This window comes from Caballeronia sp. dw_276, assembly GCF_018449635.1.
In the GTDB taxonomy this organism is placed as follows: Bacteria; Pseudomonadota; Gammaproteobacteria; order Burkholderiales; family Burkholderiaceae; genus Caballeronia.
Genome location: NZ_JAAVUV010000008.1, coordinates 36,685 through 58,338 on the forward strand (window position 1 = coordinate 36,685; position 21,654 = coordinate 58,338).

The 21,654-nt window shown below is 55.5% G+C and carries 8 protein-coding genes; 3 read left to right on the plus strand and 5 right to left on the minus strand.

From position 1 onward, the window contains the following. Positions 1–57: 57 nt before the first annotated feature. The 5 genes from HB633_RS18030 to HB633_RS18050 all read right to left on the minus strand — a co-directional run bounded on the left by HB633_RS18030 (position 58) and on the right by HB633_RS18050 (position 7,435). On the minus strand, positions 58–588 hold the full coding sequence (locus HB633_RS18030) for a DUF5675 family protein (RefSeq protein ID WP_213779550.1): 531 nt from the start codon (positions 586–588) through the stop codon (positions 58–60). 661 nt (positions 589–1,249) lie between these two features. Continuing rightward, the gene (locus tag HB633_RS18035; protein WP_213779551.1) at positions 1,250–1,972 is read right to left on the minus strand and encodes a haloacid dehalogenase type II; all 723 of its coding nucleotides are present in this window, start codon (positions 1,970–1,972) and stop codon (positions 1,250–1,252) included. Between the two features lie 41 nt (positions 1,973–2,013). Next, entirely contained in the window at positions 2,014–2,697 is a 684-nt protein-coding gene (locus tag HB633_RS18040) for an SOS response-associated peptidase family protein (RefSeq protein ID WP_213779552.1), read from the minus strand. A gap of 391 nt (positions 2,698–3,088) precedes the next feature. Beyond that, a complete protein-coding gene (gene dsr1, locus HB633_RS18045; protein WP_213779553.1) occupies positions 3,089–6,880 on the minus strand; it encodes an anti-phage defense-associated sirtuin Dsr1 in 3,792 nt (1,263 codons plus the stop codon). Between the two features lie 153 nt (positions 6,881–7,033). Next, positions 7,034–7,435, minus strand: coding sequence for a hypothetical protein (locus HB633_RS18050; protein ID WP_213779554.1), 402 nt, complete (start codon positions 7,433–7,435; stop codon positions 7,034–7,036). A gap of 803 nt (positions 7,436–8,238) precedes the next feature. Between HB633_RS18050 and HB633_RS18055 the strand changes: the two genes are divergently transcribed. From HB633_RS18055 to HB633_RS18065, 3 genes are all read left to right on the plus strand, one after another. Beyond that, complete coding sequence (locus HB633_RS18055; RefSeq protein WP_213779555.1) at positions 8,239–14,856, plus strand: DUF3320 domain-containing protein; 6,618 nt, start codon at positions 8,239–8,241, stop codon at positions 14,854–14,856. A 511-nt stretch (positions 14,857–15,367) separates the two neighbouring features. Then, positions 15,368–19,012, plus strand: coding sequence for an SIR2 family protein (locus HB633_RS18060; protein WP_213779556.1), 3,645 nt, complete (start codon positions 15,368–15,370; stop codon positions 19,010–19,012). A gap of 439 nt (positions 19,013–19,451) precedes the next feature. Further along, a complete protein-coding gene (locus tag HB633_RS18065; protein ID WP_213779557.1) occupies positions 19,452–21,338 on the plus strand; it encodes an AAA domain-containing protein in 1,887 nt (628 codons plus the stop codon). Positions 21,339–21,654 lie beyond the last annotated feature (316 nt).

The following is a 21,654-nucleotide window of genomic DNA, read 5'->3' on the forward strand; positions in this document are numbered from 1 at the left end:
TGGTGAACTAGCGTAGTTACCCGCAAGGTAGACATCTTCCCAAAGCCGGTTTTCGGCCTACGGAGTGCCAGCGATATCTTCTCCTTGATTCTTAGCAGTCCGCATAGTAACGAGCCGAGCAAGAGGCGTCGGTTTGGAGAGACTAATTGCCGACGAAGGCCCCCATGCATTCTCCACCGATATTTGCACACCTTCATTCCTCTGTTTTGCCTTGTCAAAGAGCGCCATGAGGTCGGAAAATGCGACTTTGCTATTTATGACCTTGTCCGGGCCGAGTTTTGTGCCCACGAGAATGCAACCATCGGTATCAGCAGGAAAGTTACCAATGTGAATGCGTATGCCGCTGAAGCCCGGGACATCCTCAAGGATGGGTGAATAATACTTGTCCTTCCGGAAGTACGTGACTGAGACGGGATAGGTGCCAATCGGTATCGCCGTCTTTCCCATTACTTTCCAGTCTTTGACCGGTGCGCCGGGCACTTCTCGGTATGTGGGCTCCAATGTAAAGCACTGGAAGACTCCATCCACTTCAAGCCGTCCTTCGGTCGACAGCTTCGATTGCTCGATTCGCTTGAGGACAAGTTGCATGAAGCTCTCCGAAACAATCGAGGTATTCGTCGGAAGAAGCACTGATTCACAGCGAACTCTTAGCCGACTCCCTGCAAGCAGTTTCCAGCATCTGCCAGTTTAGGGCTCGTGAAAGTGGGCTAACTAACACATTCCCAAACGTTTTCGCAAGTGACTTCACTTTGAGATAATCAGACAAAACCGGACTTAAAAATAATCACGCTACCTCTTGAATTCGGTACGATTTGGTTTGTCTATGTGTTAAGTAGACGGTACAAGATAAAGTGGATAACTGCAGGATGTGATGGAAGCGTGCAGTTAGGTCGTGGAGGTGGCGCAACAGTGCTACGCGTCGCCACAAAGAAACTGTGCTCGCCCTATTAGTGAGCCCAGAACGCGTTCCACATAGGCGCATATTTACTTATTCATCGTCTGAAACTTCGCCACCTCGTTTCGGTTTTTTACCACCGTCAGGAGTGCATCAGGCGTCAGGCCTGCGTCTGCTTCCAGACCAAAAACGTTTTAGAGATGAACGCCATTTCTGGGATGGCCCATGCCAGCGCCAGCTCAATAAATCCGGTTGTGCAGGGCATCTACGATGCGCATGTATAAGGTCGAACGATAAGTGATTCGCGGTTCTGGGGCAACGTCGTTCGCAGGCAGCGAAAAGCCTCGAATAAGCTCAAACCGAGCAACCAAGCTGGGTCGCTAGGTCGCCCAAATCGTTTGCGACAAAGTCCCACAGTCCCTCTGCTTGCAGGTCAGTCTTCTGTGCGGCGCCGTGCTCCGTAGGTCTCACAACGAACGCCGTTCGCAAGCCGCACAACTGGGCTGCGGCCAAGTCGCCGTTGTGTGCAGCAACCATGCAGACCTCTTCTGGCAGAAAACCGAGAATGTCGACCGTCTTGCCATAGACCTCGGGAGATGGCTTGTAGGCATGCACAACTTCGGCCCCGAGGATTGCATCCCAAGGAAGTGCAGCCCGTTTTGCCATGTCGACCATCAGCCGAATGTTGCCGTTGGATAGAGGTGCGATGATAAATTCGCGCTTTAGTCGCAGCAGCCCATCGATGGAATCCGGCCATGGGTCAAGTCGATGCCAGCAGGAATTGAGTTCATCGAGTTCCGCGGGTGAAATCTTGTCGATGTCAGCGCCTAAACTCATGACTACGCGGTCGAGATTCTCGCGGTGAAGAATATCAAGGCGGACAAACTGACGGCGTCCGCTTCGCACTTCCTCCATTGCGGGGGCATACAGAGCGCGCCACTCATCCGCGAAATCGAAAGCATCGACATCCATGGCGTTATGTCTGAGAAAGGGCTCTACCTCTCGTGCGACTCCGTTCCGCCAGTCCACGACGGTGCCGAAGACGTCGAAGAGTAGCGCCTTAATTTCAGCGGCCATTTATCTCTCCTAGTTGCGACAGGGAATTCGTTTGGTCACGTTCATATCAATGCCTGTTGCGCATCGTCCGAGGGTTTGACGCGTGGTGTTCGTGGCGGCAACGGGAACGGCTCCGCGTACATCTCGTCAGCCGGATACAATTGCAAGAAGGACCACGCTTCGTCGGTGCTTTTACAGGACAGCCAATCCGCGTACTCGTTTGGTCGGATGATGACAACGGAGCGCTTCTCCGCATCTGGTTTGTGGAACCTTGACATAAGCGGGTGAGTGTCGGCGTTGACGGTCAACATTGTGAACGAAAAAGTTGGCACGCCGTTAGGCTCTTCCCATGCGCGCCACAGCCCGGCGATTGCTGTTGGCTGCTGGTCGGCAAGGGCAATCCTCCAGCGAACGGCCTTTCCCGTTTCGTAGTTCGGTTCGAAGAACGCCTCGCACGGGACGAGGCACAACTGAAGATTTTTCCACGCGGTTGAGAAGCTGCGTTTTTCACCGATGCTTTCAGCCCGGGCATTCATCGTGTCGTAGACTTTTACATGAGGTGGAATCCGTTCCCTTGGCACCATACCGAACGTGGCCAAGTCAGTGCTCCAGCTCTCTTCGCGACGACGGATGATGGCAGCAGGATAGTCCTTGTAGATTTCGCGCTTGAACGCGAATTCTGGCTTCGAGAAAATTGTGAACGCTTCAAATTTCCGGTACTCATTAGTCTCGTAACTTGTGCACACGGCTCGCCTCCTGGATGACGACCTAATAGTACCGCCGGCGCGCGAACCTTTGCGAATCCACGATATGAAACGACGCTCAAACAGTCCCCACTCGACCGCGCCTACCTATACCTTAACGCCTTCCAAATTCAAACCATCGTAGCTAACCAAGCCAATTGCGTTCAGCAACGCTTGGTCAGGGAAAACTCGGCGATTGCGAGAATCTTCTTTGCCGTAGCGCCGTGTCATGGCGGCCTGCGCGTGACCCATGAGTGCCCGACGCACAAGCGTGAGGTGAAAAGCCGCGGCTCGGCAAGCGGCAGTCGAGTAGACAGGCCGCACTGGTGTCCCGACCCGAGCGTCCTTGCTTATTGGTGACCCCACTGAGGGAGGTCGCATCCGGCAGTAACGTCTATTGAAACTGTCGAACGTAGTCCTTGAGGGCTTGAAGTTCTCGAGTATTGAGCAATGCGGGCTCGGAGGTGCCAATTGTTTCAAGGAGCATCCCGAGCGGCGGCGGCGGATAGTACTGTCGGTCAATCACCGCGTGAAGGAGGGCTAGTCCCTGTCGAGGGAATGACACACCTATTCCCGCTTTCTCAAACTCCATGGTGAGTTGATGTGCGGTGCGAATCGGCGTTAGCCACCGCTTTACAAGCTCGAAGGCCTCGGGGAAGTCAGGACCCGCAGCAATGGAAACCCTCGCCAGCAAATCCGCAAGCTTCGCAGTACCCTGTGCAGGGCTTTTCGGCCATACCCCTTCGAGGTAAGGCTTGGCTCGGCTGCTCCAGTACTCGCTGCGCTGCTCCCCAGGGTTTGCGATTGCACGGAGCAATGCTCTGGCGCATTGCTCCAGCCCTTCGCCGGGCAGTGCCCGGGTCGCGGCGCGAAGCTCTTGGCGAGTAAAGACAGTAGACGGCTCGAGCGCTGAGAGAGTTAATAGTGAGGTGTAGTTGCTGCCGCTTTCACCAAGGTCGGTGAACCGCGAGGCGGAATCTAGAAACGACTTTTTTAGCGCCGAGAGAAGGGGGGCATACAAGCGGGGCGTCCAGAGGAAGCCGACCCATGCCCTCCGAGCGTCGAGTTCTGATGCGGCCCAATCAAACTGAGGCAGCAAGTTTTTGGCAGTCCACATCTCGTCGACACGCAACAAGGCCACAACGTTGGACGCGAGAATGAGACGTCCGTGGCGATATGCGGAACTTGTCGTGTCACACAGCATCTTAAGGAGCTTCGCGAATGCAGGCGGCAGCCCTTGTTTGTCCTCTGGCTTGGTGCTGTACCACCAATTGAAAAGTCCGAGCGCGACATGCCCGACTGGGTGATTGATGGCCCTGAAGACAGGGTCATCGTCGTTCACAAGCTCATCGTCGCTTGCTAGTACGATACATCTTTCACATATTTGGAAGAAGAGTTCGGTGCGAACCCGTAGGTCTTTCCCCACTTCCTGCTGCCACCACGTTACCGAGTTCGCTAGCTCCAAGAGCTTCTCACGTGGCATCTCGGCCACACAGGGTGCGAGACGCTTCCAGGAACGCTGGACGAGTTCGCCGTTGCTCCACACCTGAAGCGCTTCGCCCCAACGTTCGACTGGCCAAATGCCACGTCTTGCCAAATCAAGCAGGGCCACGATTGCTACCGTGAAGTCACTTGCGCAGACCTCCTTCCAGTCATCTACTTTCAGGAAGGGGTCCTGAGGCCTCTTTTGGAGCCAATTGGTAAGTAGCTTGCGTTCACGTGGAGCAAGTTCGATTTGGCGTTCGGCTTCGTAATCGGGGTCCCCCGAGCCGCTCATCCAATGGAAAAACTCCTCCCTCTCGTCACGGCCGAAGCGCCACTTGGGATACTGAGCCTGCAGCGCTTCTAGCCGTGCAGCCGCTTCATTGATAAGGTTAGCTCCACCAGCGTGCAGTTTCGCGAGACGTAGCCATTGTGAGCTGTCGACATTTCTCGTCCAACGGTCAACGTCTATGTCATCTTTGTACATACGTCGCGGCGGGCCGGCGAGGATGGCGGTCTGAAGCACGTTCGATGCGCGCTCGGAAAGCGCTGACGACCTCAGCATCAATAAGCGAGACACTTCACGTTGAGTCTCGCGAGACCATAACCACCACCCCTCGTCATCACAAAGCCATGCGACCCAGTCGTCGGGTGCGGCCTGGCTTGCACTGACAGCAGCATGCAGCGCAAGTCGCTTGAAAGTCGGATACCGCTCGGCCAGCAACGAATAGAGCGTCCAACGCGCGCGCTCCGGCTCTGTTTCATATAGCGCAGCCCAGGAGTCTCGTACCAACTCAATTAGGATGGTCCACTCGTTGAAGTTCCTGTTTTGCCAGTGGTCCGATATGGACGGCATGTGCCAGACTCCGAGGTCCTGTCTTCCGTCGGCTTGACCCATCTCGCGCATGAGGTCAAGCACATCGACGAGGGCAGTTCGGACGGCATCGAAAAGCTGCGGAAGGGCGATTTTCCACTCTGGAAAATTGCGAATGTCATCAAAGTGAGAGCGGACGTCGTCGGAACTCAACACGACCTCTGGATTCACCAGATACTTGATGCTCTGAGGTCCGTCGTATTGGGTCTGCTCACTGCCAAGAGCCCGAAAGGGCTTGCGAAGTAATACTCGAGCGGATAATAGGCTCGTAAGCTGATGTCGAAGCATCATCGTCATACCGTCTCGACGAAACTGTTGGACCCAATCGAACATTCTCAGTCCTTCACGTGCCGATTTGACTCTGCCAGAAAGTACGATGCTCCAGAGTGTCCGCATTTCTGCCCGCGGAATTCCCTTTGGTGAGCGGTTCGTGTATTGACTGATGTCTTCGACGCTCTCGCTCTCTTCCAATTTCGCTGTCTCTGCGAGCCTGCTCTTCAAGCGGCGAACGAACTCGTCATTCAATTTTCCGCCTCTGGCGGCGAGCCAGACGACTAAATCGGGGTCGTCGAGGTGCCGTAAAAGCCATTCAGTCAAGTGAGACATGACCGCGTCCATGCCTCCTCCCGCCGCCCCATCGCTGACGAGTGACATATTTGGAGACAGTGAATAAGGCGTCGGCCTCGATGCGAGGCTGAACTTCAGCGTCGAATCGCATTTGGCGTTCGGCGTGACCCCAAAGCGAGGCAAATCGTTGTGATTGAATCGTTCATCGAAGAAATGCTCCAGCCAAGTCAGCGGAGGTGTCGGTGCATAGTCCGCAAATGCTTTCGCAGGTAGGCCCTCTGGGTCAGACATCGCCCAGAGCATCCGACCGATGTGGTCGTCTTGTTTTGTGCTGGCTACGGGTCCGGTCAGTAGGCATTCGGTCACGATGCGCTCCTTGCCGCGAGTTCCCGCACCATACGTATCGGCCCAGGTGCGAATCGTCTCATGCAGCAGGGAATGAGTTTTTGTTTCTTTGTAAAGGATAGGTGTAACGTTTTTTGCCCGCCATTCACCTCTGACACGAGTTTCTTCTTTTTTCTTGTACGACGCAAAGGCAAACATCTCGCGCTGTGCTTCGCCCCGAAGGCGGTCAGCTGCAAGCGCATCAGTCATATAGCGTACGACTGGGTCGTTCAAACTGTAGCCAACGAAGCAAACAACGTAGTTTCGAAAGAGTTCACCAACGAAACGAGCTGCCCATCTTTCAGTCAGATAAGCGAGTCCAAAGTCTCCACTGGAAATGACTAATCGGTCTAGGTCCTCTCGCGATGGAGTTTCGGTCAGAAGTCCGTGAAGGAAAACCACACCATCCCATCGGTTTTTCGGCACCGGCAAGAAGGGCGCGCAGAATGCAGTGATGTCGAATTTCCTTGAGTCGGCTGCATGGTGAAAGAGTCTGTCAAAATTTGTGGTGATAAGACGGGTAGCTCCGCCTCGTGTCTTCGCGAGGGTCAGTAAAGCTTCATGAGTGTCGAGTGCGTGCGGCCGAGTCAAGTCGGGCTTCAGCAATCCGCTTAGTTCTCTACGAACAATCTCACGGCTTCCTACTGCGTCTTCGAGCAAGCCCACAGCCGTGTCATATTGCCTTGCGTCGAACGCCGCCTGCTGTACTGCGCTACGTGGCTCGCCTATGGCCGTGTACATGCCAGCCACCAAGTCGGCGAATCCAGGCAGTCCTGCCGGATACGAAACTCCGGCTCCGCAGAAGAACACTACTCGTCCTTCCTCATGCGCTTGGAGCAGCGTTTCCGGCACGGCCGGTCCATTTTTCACAAATTGCACTTAGCTTCCTTTTCTTGTAATGGCGTCGCCTTGGCGATTTGAATCCGAATCCCGAGACGTCTCGATACCGATTCTGAGATACCGAGAGGTCCATGACTGCTACTCGAAGTCCAGTAGCAGGCTGCAGCTACGCAACCTTGGTTCACGCATCAATCAACACAGGGCTCGCAGATTCACGATAGCTGTCCAGAGCGCAGCGCTATCGCGGAGACGAGCCTCGTCATACACCCGCTCGAAAAGCGTGCAGATAGCCTGTCGTGATGTAGGCCAAACTACTGCGACGTTCCACAGTATGTCGGCAAGCCCGGCGTACGCTTCGGCCATGTCGTCGCGGCGACAGAAGAGTACCGCCGCTTCGACCAATTCCGCCAATTGTTTGGAACGGTCGTCAAGCCCATCGAATCCTATTGGGGTTTCATCTAGCCTATGTCGTTCGGCCAGGACATTCGTGAGCTCAATAAATTGGCCGCCGAAAGCCATCCGAGTTTGCTTGTCCGCTACACCATGCATGCAGCCGGCGACGCTGCGCCACGCGGTAAGCTGATGACCTGTCAAATTCGCTAATCCGTACCGCTCGGCGGAATGTCGACAATGCGGATTTGCCGTCGTCTGACGTGGGTTTTTCGTACTTAGTGACATTACGCCTGGTCGTATGGCCCGCGGATAGATGGTCTCGGTAGGCGTCAAAAAGCGTCGCTAGTCCGTGGCACTTGCAAAAGGTTGTCGCTGAGCTCTCACGAGCGAAGCAAAGCAGTTCTTCCGTTTTTGCAAGTAATGCGGCGGACCAGAAGTCTGCGACTAATGCGTCTTCGTCCGAAACCGAGCATATGAATTCGCGGCGCCCGAATGCGGAACTTAGTTGCGAGGGAATCAACCGCCGAAAATACGGGATACGCGAATCCGAGCGCACGAGCATATGCAATTTTTGAGACATGGCGTGCTCCGTCGGACGTATCGCAACTATCGTATGCCTTATTGGCGCACCCTTGTGGGGCACGCCCGGAGGGCAGCTGGTTTGCGAGCCGTCTGTACTCACGGGCCAAGCCTAATGTTCTCGGCTTTTGCGCCGATAACCAAGGACATACACAGTCGAGCCAAAATATGCGTAGCGGCTCTGTTAATCCACAGAGAATCGTGAAATTGTTTGTCGTCGCAATCTTGGACGAGTCGAAAATGGCATACGTTTATTTGCGTGTTCCGACGGCCCGAACGGGGACTGGGAACTAACAATCGGTCCTTGCAGGCATCGATGCCATGAAAAGCCCGTGTTCTGCGTGCCTTCTCGGCATATGGGTCACGGCTAGCTGACGACATAATCAAACTGATAGAAGGCATACAAGCACAGCGATGGGGGCCAGATGGACGAGAGTATTGTTGAGCCGGCAGAAACGCCGGAGGAGCCGCGTTGCGTGCAGATTAAAGCCACGCTCGCTGGCAAAATAAATCTGGCCGACTTCCAGAACGCCGTCCCTGTTGTCCACGAACTCTCGCTTGCCAACGAGACCGACGACGATATCGAGCAGTTGAGGCTAACCGCATCGTCGGAACCCTCCTTTTTCAAACCGAAGACCTGGCACTTAGACCATATCGCGGCTGGGACGGATGTGCGCATTCGCGACCTCGACCTGTCGTTGGACGGGGCGCTTCTAGGTCGGTTGACCGAATCGGAACGGGCGGTCATAACCTTCAGGCTCACGACGGGGTTGGTAGAGCGTGTTGAGCTCGCCTCGCTTGAATCTACCGTTGAACTGTTGCCGCGCAATCAATGGGGCGGCCTCTCGGCTTTACCTGATATGGTCGCGGCATTCGTTCAACCGAATGAACCAGCGATAGAGCGGGTTTTGAAGAAAGCCGCAGACGTACTCCACAAAGCCGGCAAGTCGGGCGCGATTAACGGGTATCAGGAAGGGCCGCGCCGGGCCTGGGAATTGGCTTCCGCTATATGGAGCGCAATTGGGTCGATGGGGCTCGATTATGCGGTGCCCCCGGCTAGCTTCGAACAGTTCGGACAGAAGGTACGAAGCCCCAGTCAGATTGTCGACTCGGGCCTTGGCACTTGTCTCGACCTCGCACTATTTGTGTGCGCTGCGCTTGAGCAGGCAGGACTCAACGCTGTCCTTGTCTTTACTGACGGTCACGCGTTCCCGGGCGTCTGGCTGAAAGCGGAAGAGTTCTCGACCTCTGTTGTCGATGATGTGACTGCACTACGCAAACGTGTGAAGCTGAAGGAAATGGTCGTATTCGAGTCGACGATGCTCACGCACCGACCTTACCCGGCTTTCAGCTTCGCCATCGGGAATGGTGACCAGCAAATCTCCGAGGAAGCCGAACGCAGTTTTCACCTGGCTGTTGACATTCGCCGCGCTCGACTGCAACGCATCAAGCCGCTTGCCAGCGAGCAGGTGGTCGAGCGAGGGACGGCCGGCACGGAAGGAACAAATCTGGAACGCCGACTTGAGGATTCTCCGGAGTTGCCAGAAGACCTAGAGAATTCTGCGGACGACAAGGCTGTCGAACGCCTAGAGGACCGACTGACCCGCTGGCAGCGGAAGCTTCTTGACCTGTCGCTTCGAAACAACCTGCTGAGCTTCAAGGCTGGCAAGAAATCATTGAAGCTGGATGCACCTGACCCGGGTCACCTTGAGGATATTCTAGCCGAAGGTCACGTCATCAAGTTGCTTACGCGCCCGGACTTAATGGATGGGAACGACCCTCGTAGCCAGGCAATTCACGAAGCGCGTGAGCGCGAAAACATCCGGCGTTCCCACGCGTTAGATGCTTTGAAGCGCAAAGAGGTTTTTGTCGGACTCTCGCCGGACGAAATGGACACTCGACTGGTTGAGCTTTTCCGTACCTCGCGTACCAATTTGCAGGAAGGCGGCTCCAACACGCTGTACTTAGCGCTGGGCTTCCTATCCTGGACTCGTGACGCGAAAGACGATAAGAAGTACCGGGCGCCGCTTATCCTGGTCCCAGTGTCGCTTGAGCGACGCAGCGCCCGCTCCGGGTTCATCCTCAAGTTGCATGACGACGAGCCGCGCTTCAACCCGACCCTTATCGAAATGCTGCGTCAGGATTTCGAACTGGAACTGGGCATCCAGGACACGGAGTTGCTGAAGGATGATTCCGGTTTGGACGTCGCGGGCATATGGAAGACGGTCTCCAGCGCTATCAAGGACATCAAGGGATGGGAAGTCGTTGAGGACGTTGTCTTGGCTACCTTTTCGTTCGCAAAGTACTTGATGTGGAAGGACTTAACCGAACGAACTGAGCAACTCAAGCAAAATGCGGTCGTCCGTCATCTCATCGAGACGCCGCGCGATTCTTACGAAAGCACGGTCGAGTTTCCAGAGGCACGGAGACTCGATGCAGAGCTTCCAGTGAAGAACACCTTCTGCCCATTACCGGCCGATTCGTCGCAGCTTTCAGCAGTCGTGGCAGGAAGCAAAGGGAAAGACTTTGTTCTTATCGGACCTCCGGGAACGGGGAAGAGCCAGACTATCTCGAATCTGATTGCTCAATGTCTGGCAGAAAAAAAGCGTGTGCTCTTTGTCTCGGAGAAGATGGCGGCGCTGGATGTAGTGTATCGCCGACTCGCCGAAGTGGGTCTTGGCAACTTCTGCCTCGAACTACATTCCAACAAAGCACGTAAGACGGAAGTTCTCGAACAGCTGCGTACATCGTGGGATTCTGCTGCCGCTCTGGAGCCTGGTGAATGGCATGCGGAAGCTGCACGGCTTGAGGGATTGCGAAATCAGCTAAATGGTTATGTCGAGCGTTTGCATCTTCGGTACCCGAACGGGCTAAGCGTCTACGAGGCGATTGGACGCGTCGTTGCAGGGCATGACATGCCAGTCCTACAGCTCTCATGGCCATCTGCTAGGGTTCACGATTCAGTTGCAATGCGAACGCTGCGTGAGACGGCCGAGCTGCTGGATGTTCACGCGAAATTGATGGGAGAGGGGCAGTTGACGTCGAGCCCACTCGCTCACGTGGTTCAGACTGAGTGGTCGCCGCTGTGGCAAGCCGCGCTGCTAGATTCGGCTCGTGCCATTGGCCCGGGTGTCGCCCGTTTTGAAGCGGCAACTGAGCAACTGAGGGTCGCCATCGGTTTACCGCCACCTGTTCTCGACACCCGTGTTAGGGAAGGCCTGCGCCTGTTGGCTTCGACTCTGCCGTCCGCGTCTGGGCACGATTGGCAGTTCGTTCTGCGTCCGGATGCAAAAACAATTGCAGACTATCTGCGCGTCGCGAAACCATTGGTCGAACGACACCGCGAACTGCACGCTTCACTTTCAGCGCCGCGGGGCAACCAGGTCTTGGAGGAAGTGCGACAAGGTATCGTTCAGCTCACTCGTTATCACGAACTTCATTCGCAGCTTTCCCAGCCGTGGAACGAATCGCTAAGGTCACGGCTTTCCGCTGGTATCGAGCTGCTGCGAAAGCGCCAGGACGTGGTTGACCAACTGTCACTCAAATACAAAGACGGTATTTCGACGGCAACGGTTCAGCAACTCCAGCTCGAGTGGCGGGAGCTGCAGGATTCGTCCTGGCCGATGAGCATGATGCGCCGCCGCTCGCTTTTGAAGAAACTCGTGGACCTCTCGACCGGCGGAGGCGAGCCCGACATTGGCGGCGACATCGAACGTCTCAAGCAGATTGATTCACTTCAAGAAGAAATCAAAGCGCTCGACGACCTGTCGTTGCCGACATCGGGCGCATGGCTGGGACTGAAGACGGAACTTGATGTCGCACGGGCTTCCCTTGGCTTCCAAACTGCCCTCGAACAGGCTCGCATACGCGCGGCTTGGGAAGATGTTGGGCTTGACCCGGTTAGCCGGGGTCAGTGTGGCGAGACGGCGCGTGAAGACCTCGCTCGCATCAAAGAACTTCGTCAGATTGACCAGTTAATCAATCGCCTTTCCGGACTCGAGGAACAGACAGACGGCGTTTGGGTTGGATATAAAACGGATTTGGCTGTCGCGAAGACATACGTCGTCTTTCAGGGTGCGCTGGCAGCAGCAGTGGCTAGCAGCTATTGGCAGGACGAGGACTTCAGCGTTATCGAACGCGGCAGTGCTGGTGCCGTCGCGTCGGCGGACCTCAAGAAGATGCGCGACGTAGTTGCGCTCGGTGCTCGTCTCAAGGAGTTTGACGACCTCCCCGCGAAGACCGGCGGACTATGGAACGGCCTGCAGACAAAACTGGAGGCAATCGAACCAGCGCTTATTTTCTTTGAGGCGCTGTCGGGCGCGCTTGCATTGATGGCAAATTCGCCTGACGCGCTGGCGGCGGTAAAGAGCCCGATTGCATTGCTGCTGGGCGATAGTAATGTTCTGCTTGAGCCGACGGGCGCGATTGCTGCTGCCGGGCGTATGTATGCCGAGGCACTAAAGGCGTTTAATCAGGCAGTGACGCAATTCACGGTCGCGAGCGGCTTGCCGAGTTCTGATGTCGCGACTCTGGGTGCACTTATCCCTACCGCACTGGCGGCACGTGCAAGCGACGTCTTGGCTAGCTCGAATCGGTTGAATGCCTGGTGTGCGTGGCGCAAGACCCGCGCGGCGGCTCTTGCGTTGGGGCTTGCTCCGCTCGTGGCTGGTGTTGAACAAGGGGCAGTCCGGTTGGGGCGCGTGAAGGAGGCGTTTGAGACCGATTACTGCCGATGGTGGTTGAACGCGGTCGTCGACGTCGACGACGTGTTGCGTACATTTGTTTCCGCAGAGCACGAGAAACGCATTCGGGATTTCCGTGAGCTTGATGAACGGTTCATCGGCCTAACTCAGGCATGGGTACGTGCGCAGCTATCCGCGGGACATCCTTCACCGGACCGTGTCTCGAGAGGCTCTGAATGGGGCCTATTGCGCTACGAGATGCAAAAGAAGACTCGGCACCTGCCTCTGCGGGAATTGATGTCTCAGGCCTCGAGTGCAGTAATGCGCTTGACGCCATGCCTTTTAATGAGCCCGTTGTCGATTGCACAGTATTTGCCAGCTGAAACAGCAAACTTTGACGTTGTCATCTTCGACGAGGCATCACAGATTCCAGTGTGGGACGCTATTGGCGCGATGGCCCGTGCGAAGCAGGTCATCATGGTTGGCGACCCCAAACAACTGCCGCCAACCAGTTTTTTTGACCGTGCGGAATCGGACATTGACGACACAGATGTCGAGACTGAACTGGAGAGTATTCTCGAAGAGTGTATCGGTGCCAATCTGCCGACCATGAAGTTGTCATGGCACTACCGTAGCCGTCATGAAAGCCTGATTGCATTCTCGAATCATCGTTACTACGACGGAGAGTTGGTGACATTCCCGAGTCCGGTCACAAACGACCGTGCTGTCAGCTTCACTCATGTTGCAAATGGTCAGTACGAGCGCGGCGGGGCGCGGACAAACAAGCCAGAAGCGAAGGCCCTTGTAGCTGACCTAATCGGCAAGATGAAAGCACCTGGTTTCCACGACAGCGGCTTGACCATCGGTGTCGTGACGTTTAATTCTGAACAGCAATCGCTCATCGAGGATTTGCTCGATGAAGAACGCCGCAAGGACCCGTCACTTGAGCACTTCTTTCTCGAAACGCAGCTCGAACCAGTGTTTGTGAAAAACTTGGAGAGCGTGCAGGGTGACGAGCGGGACATCATGTACTTCTCAACGACCTACGGCCCGGGGGTTGACGGCAACATGCCAATGAACTTCGGCCCCATGAATCAGCAGGGCGGCGAGCGCCGGTTAAATGTTGCCATTACCCGTGCAAGACAGGAGCTTCGTGTTTTCGGTAGCTTCCGTCCGGAGCAGATGGACTTGTCGAGAACCCAGGCCCTCGGGGTTCGTGACTTGAAGCACTTCTTGGAGTTCGCGGACCGTGGTGCGCGTGCGTTAGGCGAGGCGGTCGCAGGCAGCCTCGGGGACTTCGAGAGTCCGTTTGAGAAAGCAGTATCGAACGCGCTCACCGAAAGGGGGTGGACTTTGCATCCGCAAGTCGGCGTCTCTGCATTCAGGATTGACCTTGGCGTAGTCGACCCGGACGCACCTGGACGATACCTCGCCGGTGTCGAGTGCGATGGCGCGACCTATCATCGTTCGGCAACCGCACGCGACCGCGACAAATTGCGTGAGCAAGTCTTGCGCGGGCTAGGCTGGGACATTTTGCGTATCTGGTCGACCGACTGGTGGATTGATATGCAGGGAACCCTCGAAAAGATTCATCATCAGCTTGAGGAATTGCTCGCTGAACAGCGGGCGAGGCGAGCGCAGACTGAGCAGGAGGCGACAGTCCTTGCGGAGCAGGTCATCGCAGACGTTATGGCAATGCCGGATGAACAGGTGGGTCACTCCGCCGAGGCGGCCCATATTTCGTCGGACGTCGATGCCGCAGTTGACGCTACCGTGCTTCCTGGCACTTACGCTCGAAATGCCTCGGTTTCAAATCTAGCCGACTCGGTTGAGGGACGTTTCGTTGAGGTCGATTTGACGCTCGAGGGTTACGCCGTTGATGCTAACGCCTTCTTCGACATCGTCTATAACCCGACGCTTTTGCGCTTGATTGAGCACGTCGTACGAGTGGAAGGACCAGTTCGCGACGAAGTCCTCGCGCGTCGCATTGCACGGGCTCATGGCTGGGTTCGGACGGGCGCGAAAATCCAGGACCGGGTCGTACGCCTGGCTTCGCAGCACTGCAGCAGCGACCCAGAGGATGTAGGCACGTTTTTCCGTGCAAAAGATGATTTCGCCGAAACGCAGATTCGATTCAGACGACCCGTCGATGGCACAGCACGGTCAGTCGATGAGGTTTCGCTTGCTGAACTTCGCGCACTAGCGTTCGACATGATGCGAGCGGGGCACGACAAAGAATCTGGCGTGCCGGCGATGGCCCGGGTAGTTGGGCTTCGCAAACTTAACGCGGGCAGCAGAGCGCGCCTAGAAATGGCTTGGCTAGATGCGACGAAAGCAATCTCTCCGAACGCTGATGCTTGAGACTGAATCGGCCCGCCGCATCAGCGATGACGATGCAACCGTTGCGATTGAGTCGATTGAGGCAGAAGCGGGCAACGTTGCTGACATTCTCGCGGAGGTTGGCGATAGGGTGACCTATTGCTTAATCGATGACTCATCGGAACTTCATAGTGTCCTAATCGTAAATAGCGAAGGGAGTGCCCGGATGGCAATCATCAATGAGAGGTCAGGGTTAGCTCAACCTTTGCTTGGTCTCGCTAAAGGTGAGGTTGGTACCTTGCATGCCCCTGGATAGAAACCGCGTGAGGTTCGCGTGCTTGCAATTCAGCGTCAGGCGGAACTTCTCGGCTAGACCGGGTTATCTTGACATTCATATCAGAGCATCATCATGCTAGTCGATACGGCTCGGGATGGGCCGTATCGCTCTCGAACTCCATCCCTCACTTGTAGATGCGAAGCAAGCAAGACGATAAGCTATTCAATTAGTTCCGCTCCGCCTCGTCAGTCTGCACCTTTGCGAAAAAGCCCAACAATGATAGATGCTTTAAAGGACCTGCAGGACTTTCCGGCGTTACAGCAACTCGGCCGTGCGTTGTGGCGTGATGGCTCGGCGAGAGGTGCCGCTCTGATGGTCGGGTCTGGATTCAGTCGAAATGCGATTCTTCCCGGACTTGACACAAAAGCGCCACCTCTCTGGAAGAGTCTTATCGACGAGATGCTTGAACGACTATATGGCAATTCCGGAGACAGGCCCACGAATGCTCTGCGTATTGCCGAGGAATATAGGATTTACTTTGGTCAGGCGGCTTTGGATGAATTCATCCGTACAAGATGCCCCGACAAGGCATGGCAACCGGGAGCGCTGCACGTCGACTTTTTGAAATTGCCGTGGGCCGACGTGCTGACCACTAACTGGGACACTTTGCTCGAAAGGGCCGCTGAGCGTGTCGAACAGGCGTACGAAGTTGTAGCGCTTGAGGCGGACCTTCCACACGCCCGAGCCCCACGCATCGTGAAGCTACATGGTTCACTCGGCGACGCAGGACCATTGATTTTCGCGGAGGAGGACTACCGTACATATCCAGAGAAGCATGCGGCTTTTTTGAACCTTGCACGGCAAGTGTTCGTCGAGAACGAGCTATGTCTTGTGGGCTTCTCTGGCGACGACCCAAATTTCCTACAGTGGGCGGGCTGGGTCCGAGACCACCTAGGCGGCAAAGCTCGACGTATATATCTCGTGGGTTGTCTTAAGCTATCAGCATCCAAGCGCAAGTATCTCGAAGCGCACAACGTTTCTCCAATCGACCTGTCGCCTCTTGTTGAGGCGGATGCGCCGGACAAGCATGAGCGTGTTACTCGGATTTTCTTACAGGCCCTTGTCGCCGCGCGTCCCAATGCCGCTCACGAGTGGAAACTTCATCAGCCAGAGGACTACCCCCTTAGTAAAGGTGGCGCTGACGCATACTCCCGGACGGTTAAAGACAGCGACTTCTGTGCCGACGCTCTAAAAGAGACCACTGAACTCTGGCGGCAAGACCGGCGCCGATACCCGGGATGGCTTGTTTGCCCGCAAGAGCTGAGAGCACTTCTGCAGACGGATATGGACGAAGCATGGATATTTCGGCCAGAGGCTTTGCTAAAGCTTTCCCATCAGGAGCGCACTGACGCGTTGTACGAATTGGCTTGGCGGCGAACGACATCGGGAAAACCGATGACACAATTGGCGATTGGCGCTGTAACGGAGCTGTTGCAGGCACACTGGAGTGATGTCGCACCGGACACCCGTGGTTTTCTGACGGTTGTCTTACTGCGTGATGCACGACTTTCATTCGATAAAGCGAGTTTTGACGATTGGGCGAAGAAATTTGACAACGCAGCGGAGCTTCACGAGAAATGGGGGCTCGATTGCTGGTACCAGAAGGCGCTCTTTGCGCGGGATAGAGGTCGACTAAGCGAGGTGCTCGAACTCGCGGACCAGATAAAAACGGACGACGCAGTATGGAAGCTTCGTCGAGCAGCCCTCTACGCAGAAGCAGGTCGCTATATTCAAGCTACTCAGCACATTAAAGAGGCCGCCGGCGAACTTGATAGGGCACATCGTCTTGACCGTTCATCTGTATGGGTCCAAGCGAGACTCGGTTGGGCAGAGTTGATTAACCGAGGCACAATCGCCGCGAACTGGGCGTTGAGAAAGGACCTCCCGCCGGCGCGTGACTTTACGGCGGCTCAAGTGGACCCTCACAAGGAGCTTGAAGGAATATCTGCATCCGCGCAACGCATCCAGAACGAGCAGCGAGAAAAGGCAGTGACGATGGTTCCGTTGTTCGACGCGGGACGGTATCGACCTGTGTCACGCCCTAAATCGCGTGAAATCGAAGAAGGTTGGCTTATGCCGGGGCTCGAACTTGATTACATGATGGAAAGCACAGGGCTTCCATTAAGAATCAACAGCGCTGGCTATTGTACGCATGTTCTACTGCAGACCCTTGAAATCTGCTACCAACCAACGTTCCAGTGGTACGCAGCTGCTTTGAGAGGGCTTCACAGCCACTTTGACAAAGAATTTGAACGGTGGTTTAGCCGTCTGTTGATTGCCCAACTCGAAGATGGTGTAGCCAGAGAGCTGATTACTCTAGTTCGTACCATGGTTGAGTACTGGCGCGACAGGCTTGTCGACACAAAAGGAGCCGATTTTCGGGATGAGCGAGGAATTGCCATTGATGAGCTGCGGTTATATCTAGTGGCACTTGCGCGCCTCAGTGTCAGAATGACGGAGGTTGAGGCTTCAGATTTGTTTAAACAAGCTATCGGATGGGCAACGAACTCTGAACTGCAACACCATTGGATTCTTGATGCGCTCAAGGAAGTGGGTAAGTATTCGGCTCAATCTATTTCAAGGGCCGGCCAAGAAAGGGTCGCGTGGTCCGCAGCATCCTTTTTGCTATCTCACGAGGCAAGTCAAGAGAAGCACTTCTGGCCAGAGTTTGTGGAAATGGTTTGGCAAGCTACCCCTGATATGAGCGCCCGTAATGCTGCATGGAAGTTGCGCGTCCAGGAACTTACGGCTGCGGCGGGCAAGGGCCGCCCTGACCGTTCTGAAGCAATCATGCGCCTAACATTTTTGATGCTTCGTGGCGCCTTAGATGACGGCGAACAGGCACGGTTCGGAGACGCATTGTGGTCGGACGTTGATAAAGAAAAAAGCGGACTACCTTCGGGTACCAACCTTTTGAGTAGTACGATTGCATTGCTTCCTGCTCCTGACACTGTTGATGCACATGCGCTCGTTCGCGAAGTGCTGTTTGCCGCACCGATTGAGAACATTTTGCGTGTCCCAAATTCAATTGGGTCGAAGGAAGTGGAAGAGCGCCAATCATTCATCATGGCTCTGCAGCATGCAGCGCAGTTGGACTTAAAGCCGAAATCGTATGAAGCTGCGCGAATGTTTGACGAGTTTCTGGCGTGGGGCCCCGAAGCAGCACCAACGTCTAGCCGTGCCAATGCCTTTGGCTCGGACCTTGGTCCATGGATATGGGAGCGTAGCGGGTACATCATTTCGGAACTTCTGCTGCCGGCCATGTCAGAAAAAGAAAAAACAAGCGAACGCGGGGCTGCTTTATTGGAGGCGGTCGAGAGAAATTACGGTTGGGCCGGTATTGCTGGCCTTTGTTTTTTCCTAAAATCAATAGCGGGCCTTGATAAAACACTCGCACGGCTCATTATGAAGGGATTTATTGCGCCAAATCATAAAGGTGTGAGTAGTGCAACATCTGCCGTGCAGATGTGGGCGAAGCACGAGGAACACGTCGGCGTCTCAATTCCCGACAACGTGTACAACAGGCTGGTGTCGGCAATCGAAGTCGCGCCAGAGCATGGACTCAACGCGCTTTTAAGGTGCGCACGAGTGCTTGTAAAGACGGGCAGGCTAAGTCTCAGCTATGCAGAAAGGCTTGAACATTCGCTCTCAGACCTCCTTACTCAGACTGACTATCAGGAGGTGGACCCGCTTAGCATACGAGCTATCTCTGTTTCGTTAGTGCGGGCCGAATGTGTGCGGCTCGCAAGCGTTTTGTTGAGAGAGGTCGACGGAGACGATACGCTTGGCATTTGGCTGAGCCAGACCAAATTGGACTCGTTACCGGAGGTACGCTTCGCGCTGCAGGACTTTGAAAATTGATTCGGTGAAAGCAGACAATCTTTGCTAGCCCTGAAAGGCCGCTCGCGTCGCCAGTTTAGATGGGGGGTGGCATCGCAACCTTATGGTGTCCGCGTGTCCTGCGTTGCTGGTGCAACTACATTTCGAGCGCGAAGAGGTCACTTTGTTGGAGCTCCGCATATTACAAGGCTCAAATCGAAGCTCGACGCCGAGTTTGCTCAGTCCAATGTGCATGCGTTATCTCCGGAGAATTTAACGATGTGCGCGTATTAAGTTATCTCTACGGTCTGCCATTTTCCACGAGTGCCACTCGTGCGGTACTTAGATGCTCGACCTTGTAGGCCTTTGCTTATAGTCGGCGGCGCATTGCGGGACAAAAGGGTCTAGGGTTCGAGTCACGCGCCCTCAGGTACTAGAATGTGACTTACATTCCAATAAAACGAGAGCGAGCCGAGAGGTCATGGCGGTACAGAGACCATATTTACAAAAAAGTATTGCTGAGCTAGAGGAGCTGTTTGCCTTAGCTTCCGATGACCACGCGCTCAAAAGTTTTCTTCGAGACGAGCTGAATCATCGCAATACCGGGCGTGCTGCGGCCCTTCTGCAACGAGTCGAGGCTTCGTTGCAGAAACGTGCGGCCCCGAAGCGTCAAAACGGGAAGACGGTCGTCGCCGACAACGAGGATACGGACGCAAACCGCGCAAAGCGTGTTGACCCACCGCCGGCTCGGAAGGTCGAACAACCATCGAACTCGGACACCCCGGTGTCGCCGATGGTCGTTCCTTTGACGCCGAACGACCCCGCGTCAATCTTGGTAAGCTGGATAGCGATAGAAGCGTTGACGCCTCAAACTTATCGGCGCCCAGCCGACCTTGTCAATGGTGACCAGCGCCGCATTGTAATGCTTGACCGCGGTGAGCTACCGTGGACAAAGGGCGAGCGGTCCAAACCGAACTACCAGTTGTTTTATCAGCTTGTTCTTGGTTGCGTCGCAATGGATAAGGCGACGCAGAAACTGGTCGAAGTTTTCGGCGAAGCTGAAGAGCGCGGCGGTAGGGAGCGGGAGAAAGCCGCTATTGCTGCTGTTCTGCTGGATAGGAATGGTTGCCTCTTGGAAGAGAAGGCTGTCGCAGTGTCGAGTTTCGCCTGGGCCTTACCCGTTGCGCTCGAAAGCAATTTTCAACGTATGGGAGAGTGGACCGACGCCGAGCCACGGTTGGTCGACGGGCTAACTAAGCACCTCCAAAGACACGACCGTGATGGAAAGCCGTTGCCCGTCACGCGGGAGGTCGCGGCCGAAGCGTGTCAATGGCTGGTCCAGACGCTGAAATTGCCTGCAGACCTGGTCGAAGCTCCGACCTTTGCTATACGCGTCTATCACTATTACAAGTCCCGCGCTGCTCCGGAAGTTGAACTTCTGAATTCGTTTTTCTTGGCGGACCTGGGCCGCGCGGCGAATCGAATCGCGGCAGGGCAACCCAATGAAGCGCTCGCACGTTTTCTCGGTCAACAGCCGGTCGACCAAGGCCCAGACTTGCTCACTGACCACGCAGCTCTCGAAGCATTGCTGGCGCCAGGCCGCACACCCGCTGCGCGCTGGCCGTCGCCCGGAGGGCATCCCCTCGTCACCCTGCAACAGGCCGCTGTGAACGGTATTCGGCACACACTCGCTGGAACGGGGCGAGGCATTGTCGCTGTCAATGGGCCGCCCGGAACGGGAAAGACGACGCTCCTGCGAGACATCGTTGCGGGTTGCGTGATGGACCGCGCCATCGCCATGGCGGCGTTCGACGACCCTGTGGCTGCCCTCAGTGCATCAGGGCAAAAGGTCGCCGCTGGTGACAGGGCGTTCTATCACCTTTATCGTGTGGCGGAGTCTCTTCGAGGCCATGAAGTACTTGTCGCGTCCAGTAACAACAAGGCCGTTGAAAACGTCAGTAAAGAGCTGCCGTCGAAGAAGACCGTCGGTCGCGACATCTCCTACCTTAGAACCGTGTCGGACCGACTTCAGGCGCGCCGCTCGGAAACAGGCGAAGTGACGGATGGTGAGCCAACATGGGGTCTTATTGCTGCAGTGCTCGGCAATGTCACAAACCGAAACGCATTCCATCAGGCAGTTTGGTGGGACGACGACAAGAGCCTACGGTTGTACCTGAAAGCTGCAAAGGGTGACGCAGTAGTCAGGGAGACGCGCAATGAAGACGGAAACGTCGTGTCGATAGAGACGCCATCGGTCGTCGCGGCAGAGAAACCTCCCACGCCCAAACTTGCCATCAAGGAGTGGCAAAAGGCGCGTCGTTCGTTCACAGCGTTGCACTCGTTGCCGTGTCCTCGACTTGTCACGTGACATTTCCAGAAAGTAGCGAATGCGGAGGTTTCGATGTAAGCGCAGTGCGGTGTCCGGGACGAATTGTGCAAAACAGGTCGATTGGAAGTACGCTTCTTGTAAGAGGGCTGGAGTTCGACCATGTGGTAATCACCCCGGACGCTTACCGCACGAAGTACGGTTGGTATATTGCACTGATGCATGCGACTCGTTCGATGGGCATCCTTTCGTCAAGCGGAAAGTTTGCCGTTTAGCGAGGGGCAAGGGTGGCACGGAGAGACTTTGACTTCCCGCGTAAGCAACTTGGTTATGCGGGACCATGAAGCAGCGGAGTGCC

Coding starts and splice junctions, on each gene's coding strand:
- HB633_RS18030 (WP_213779550.1), bottom strand. CDS start 588: ATGCAACTTGTCCTCAAGCGAATCGAGCAATCGAAGCTGTCGACCGAA.
- HB633_RS18035 (WP_213779551.1), bottom strand. CDS start 1,972: ATGGCCGCTGAAATTAAGGCGCTACTCTTCGACGTCTTCGGCACCGTC.
- HB633_RS18055 (WP_213779555.1), top strand. CDS start 8,239: ATGGACGAGAGTATTGTTGAGCCGGCAGAAACGCCGGAGGAGCCGCGT.
- HB633_RS18060 (WP_213779556.1), top strand. CDS start 15,368: ATGATAGATGCTTTAAAGGACCTGCAGGACTTTCCGGCGTTACAGCAA.
- HB633_RS18065 (WP_213779557.1), top strand. CDS start 19,452: ATGGCGGTACAGAGACCATATTTACAAAAAAGTATTGCTGAGCTAGAG.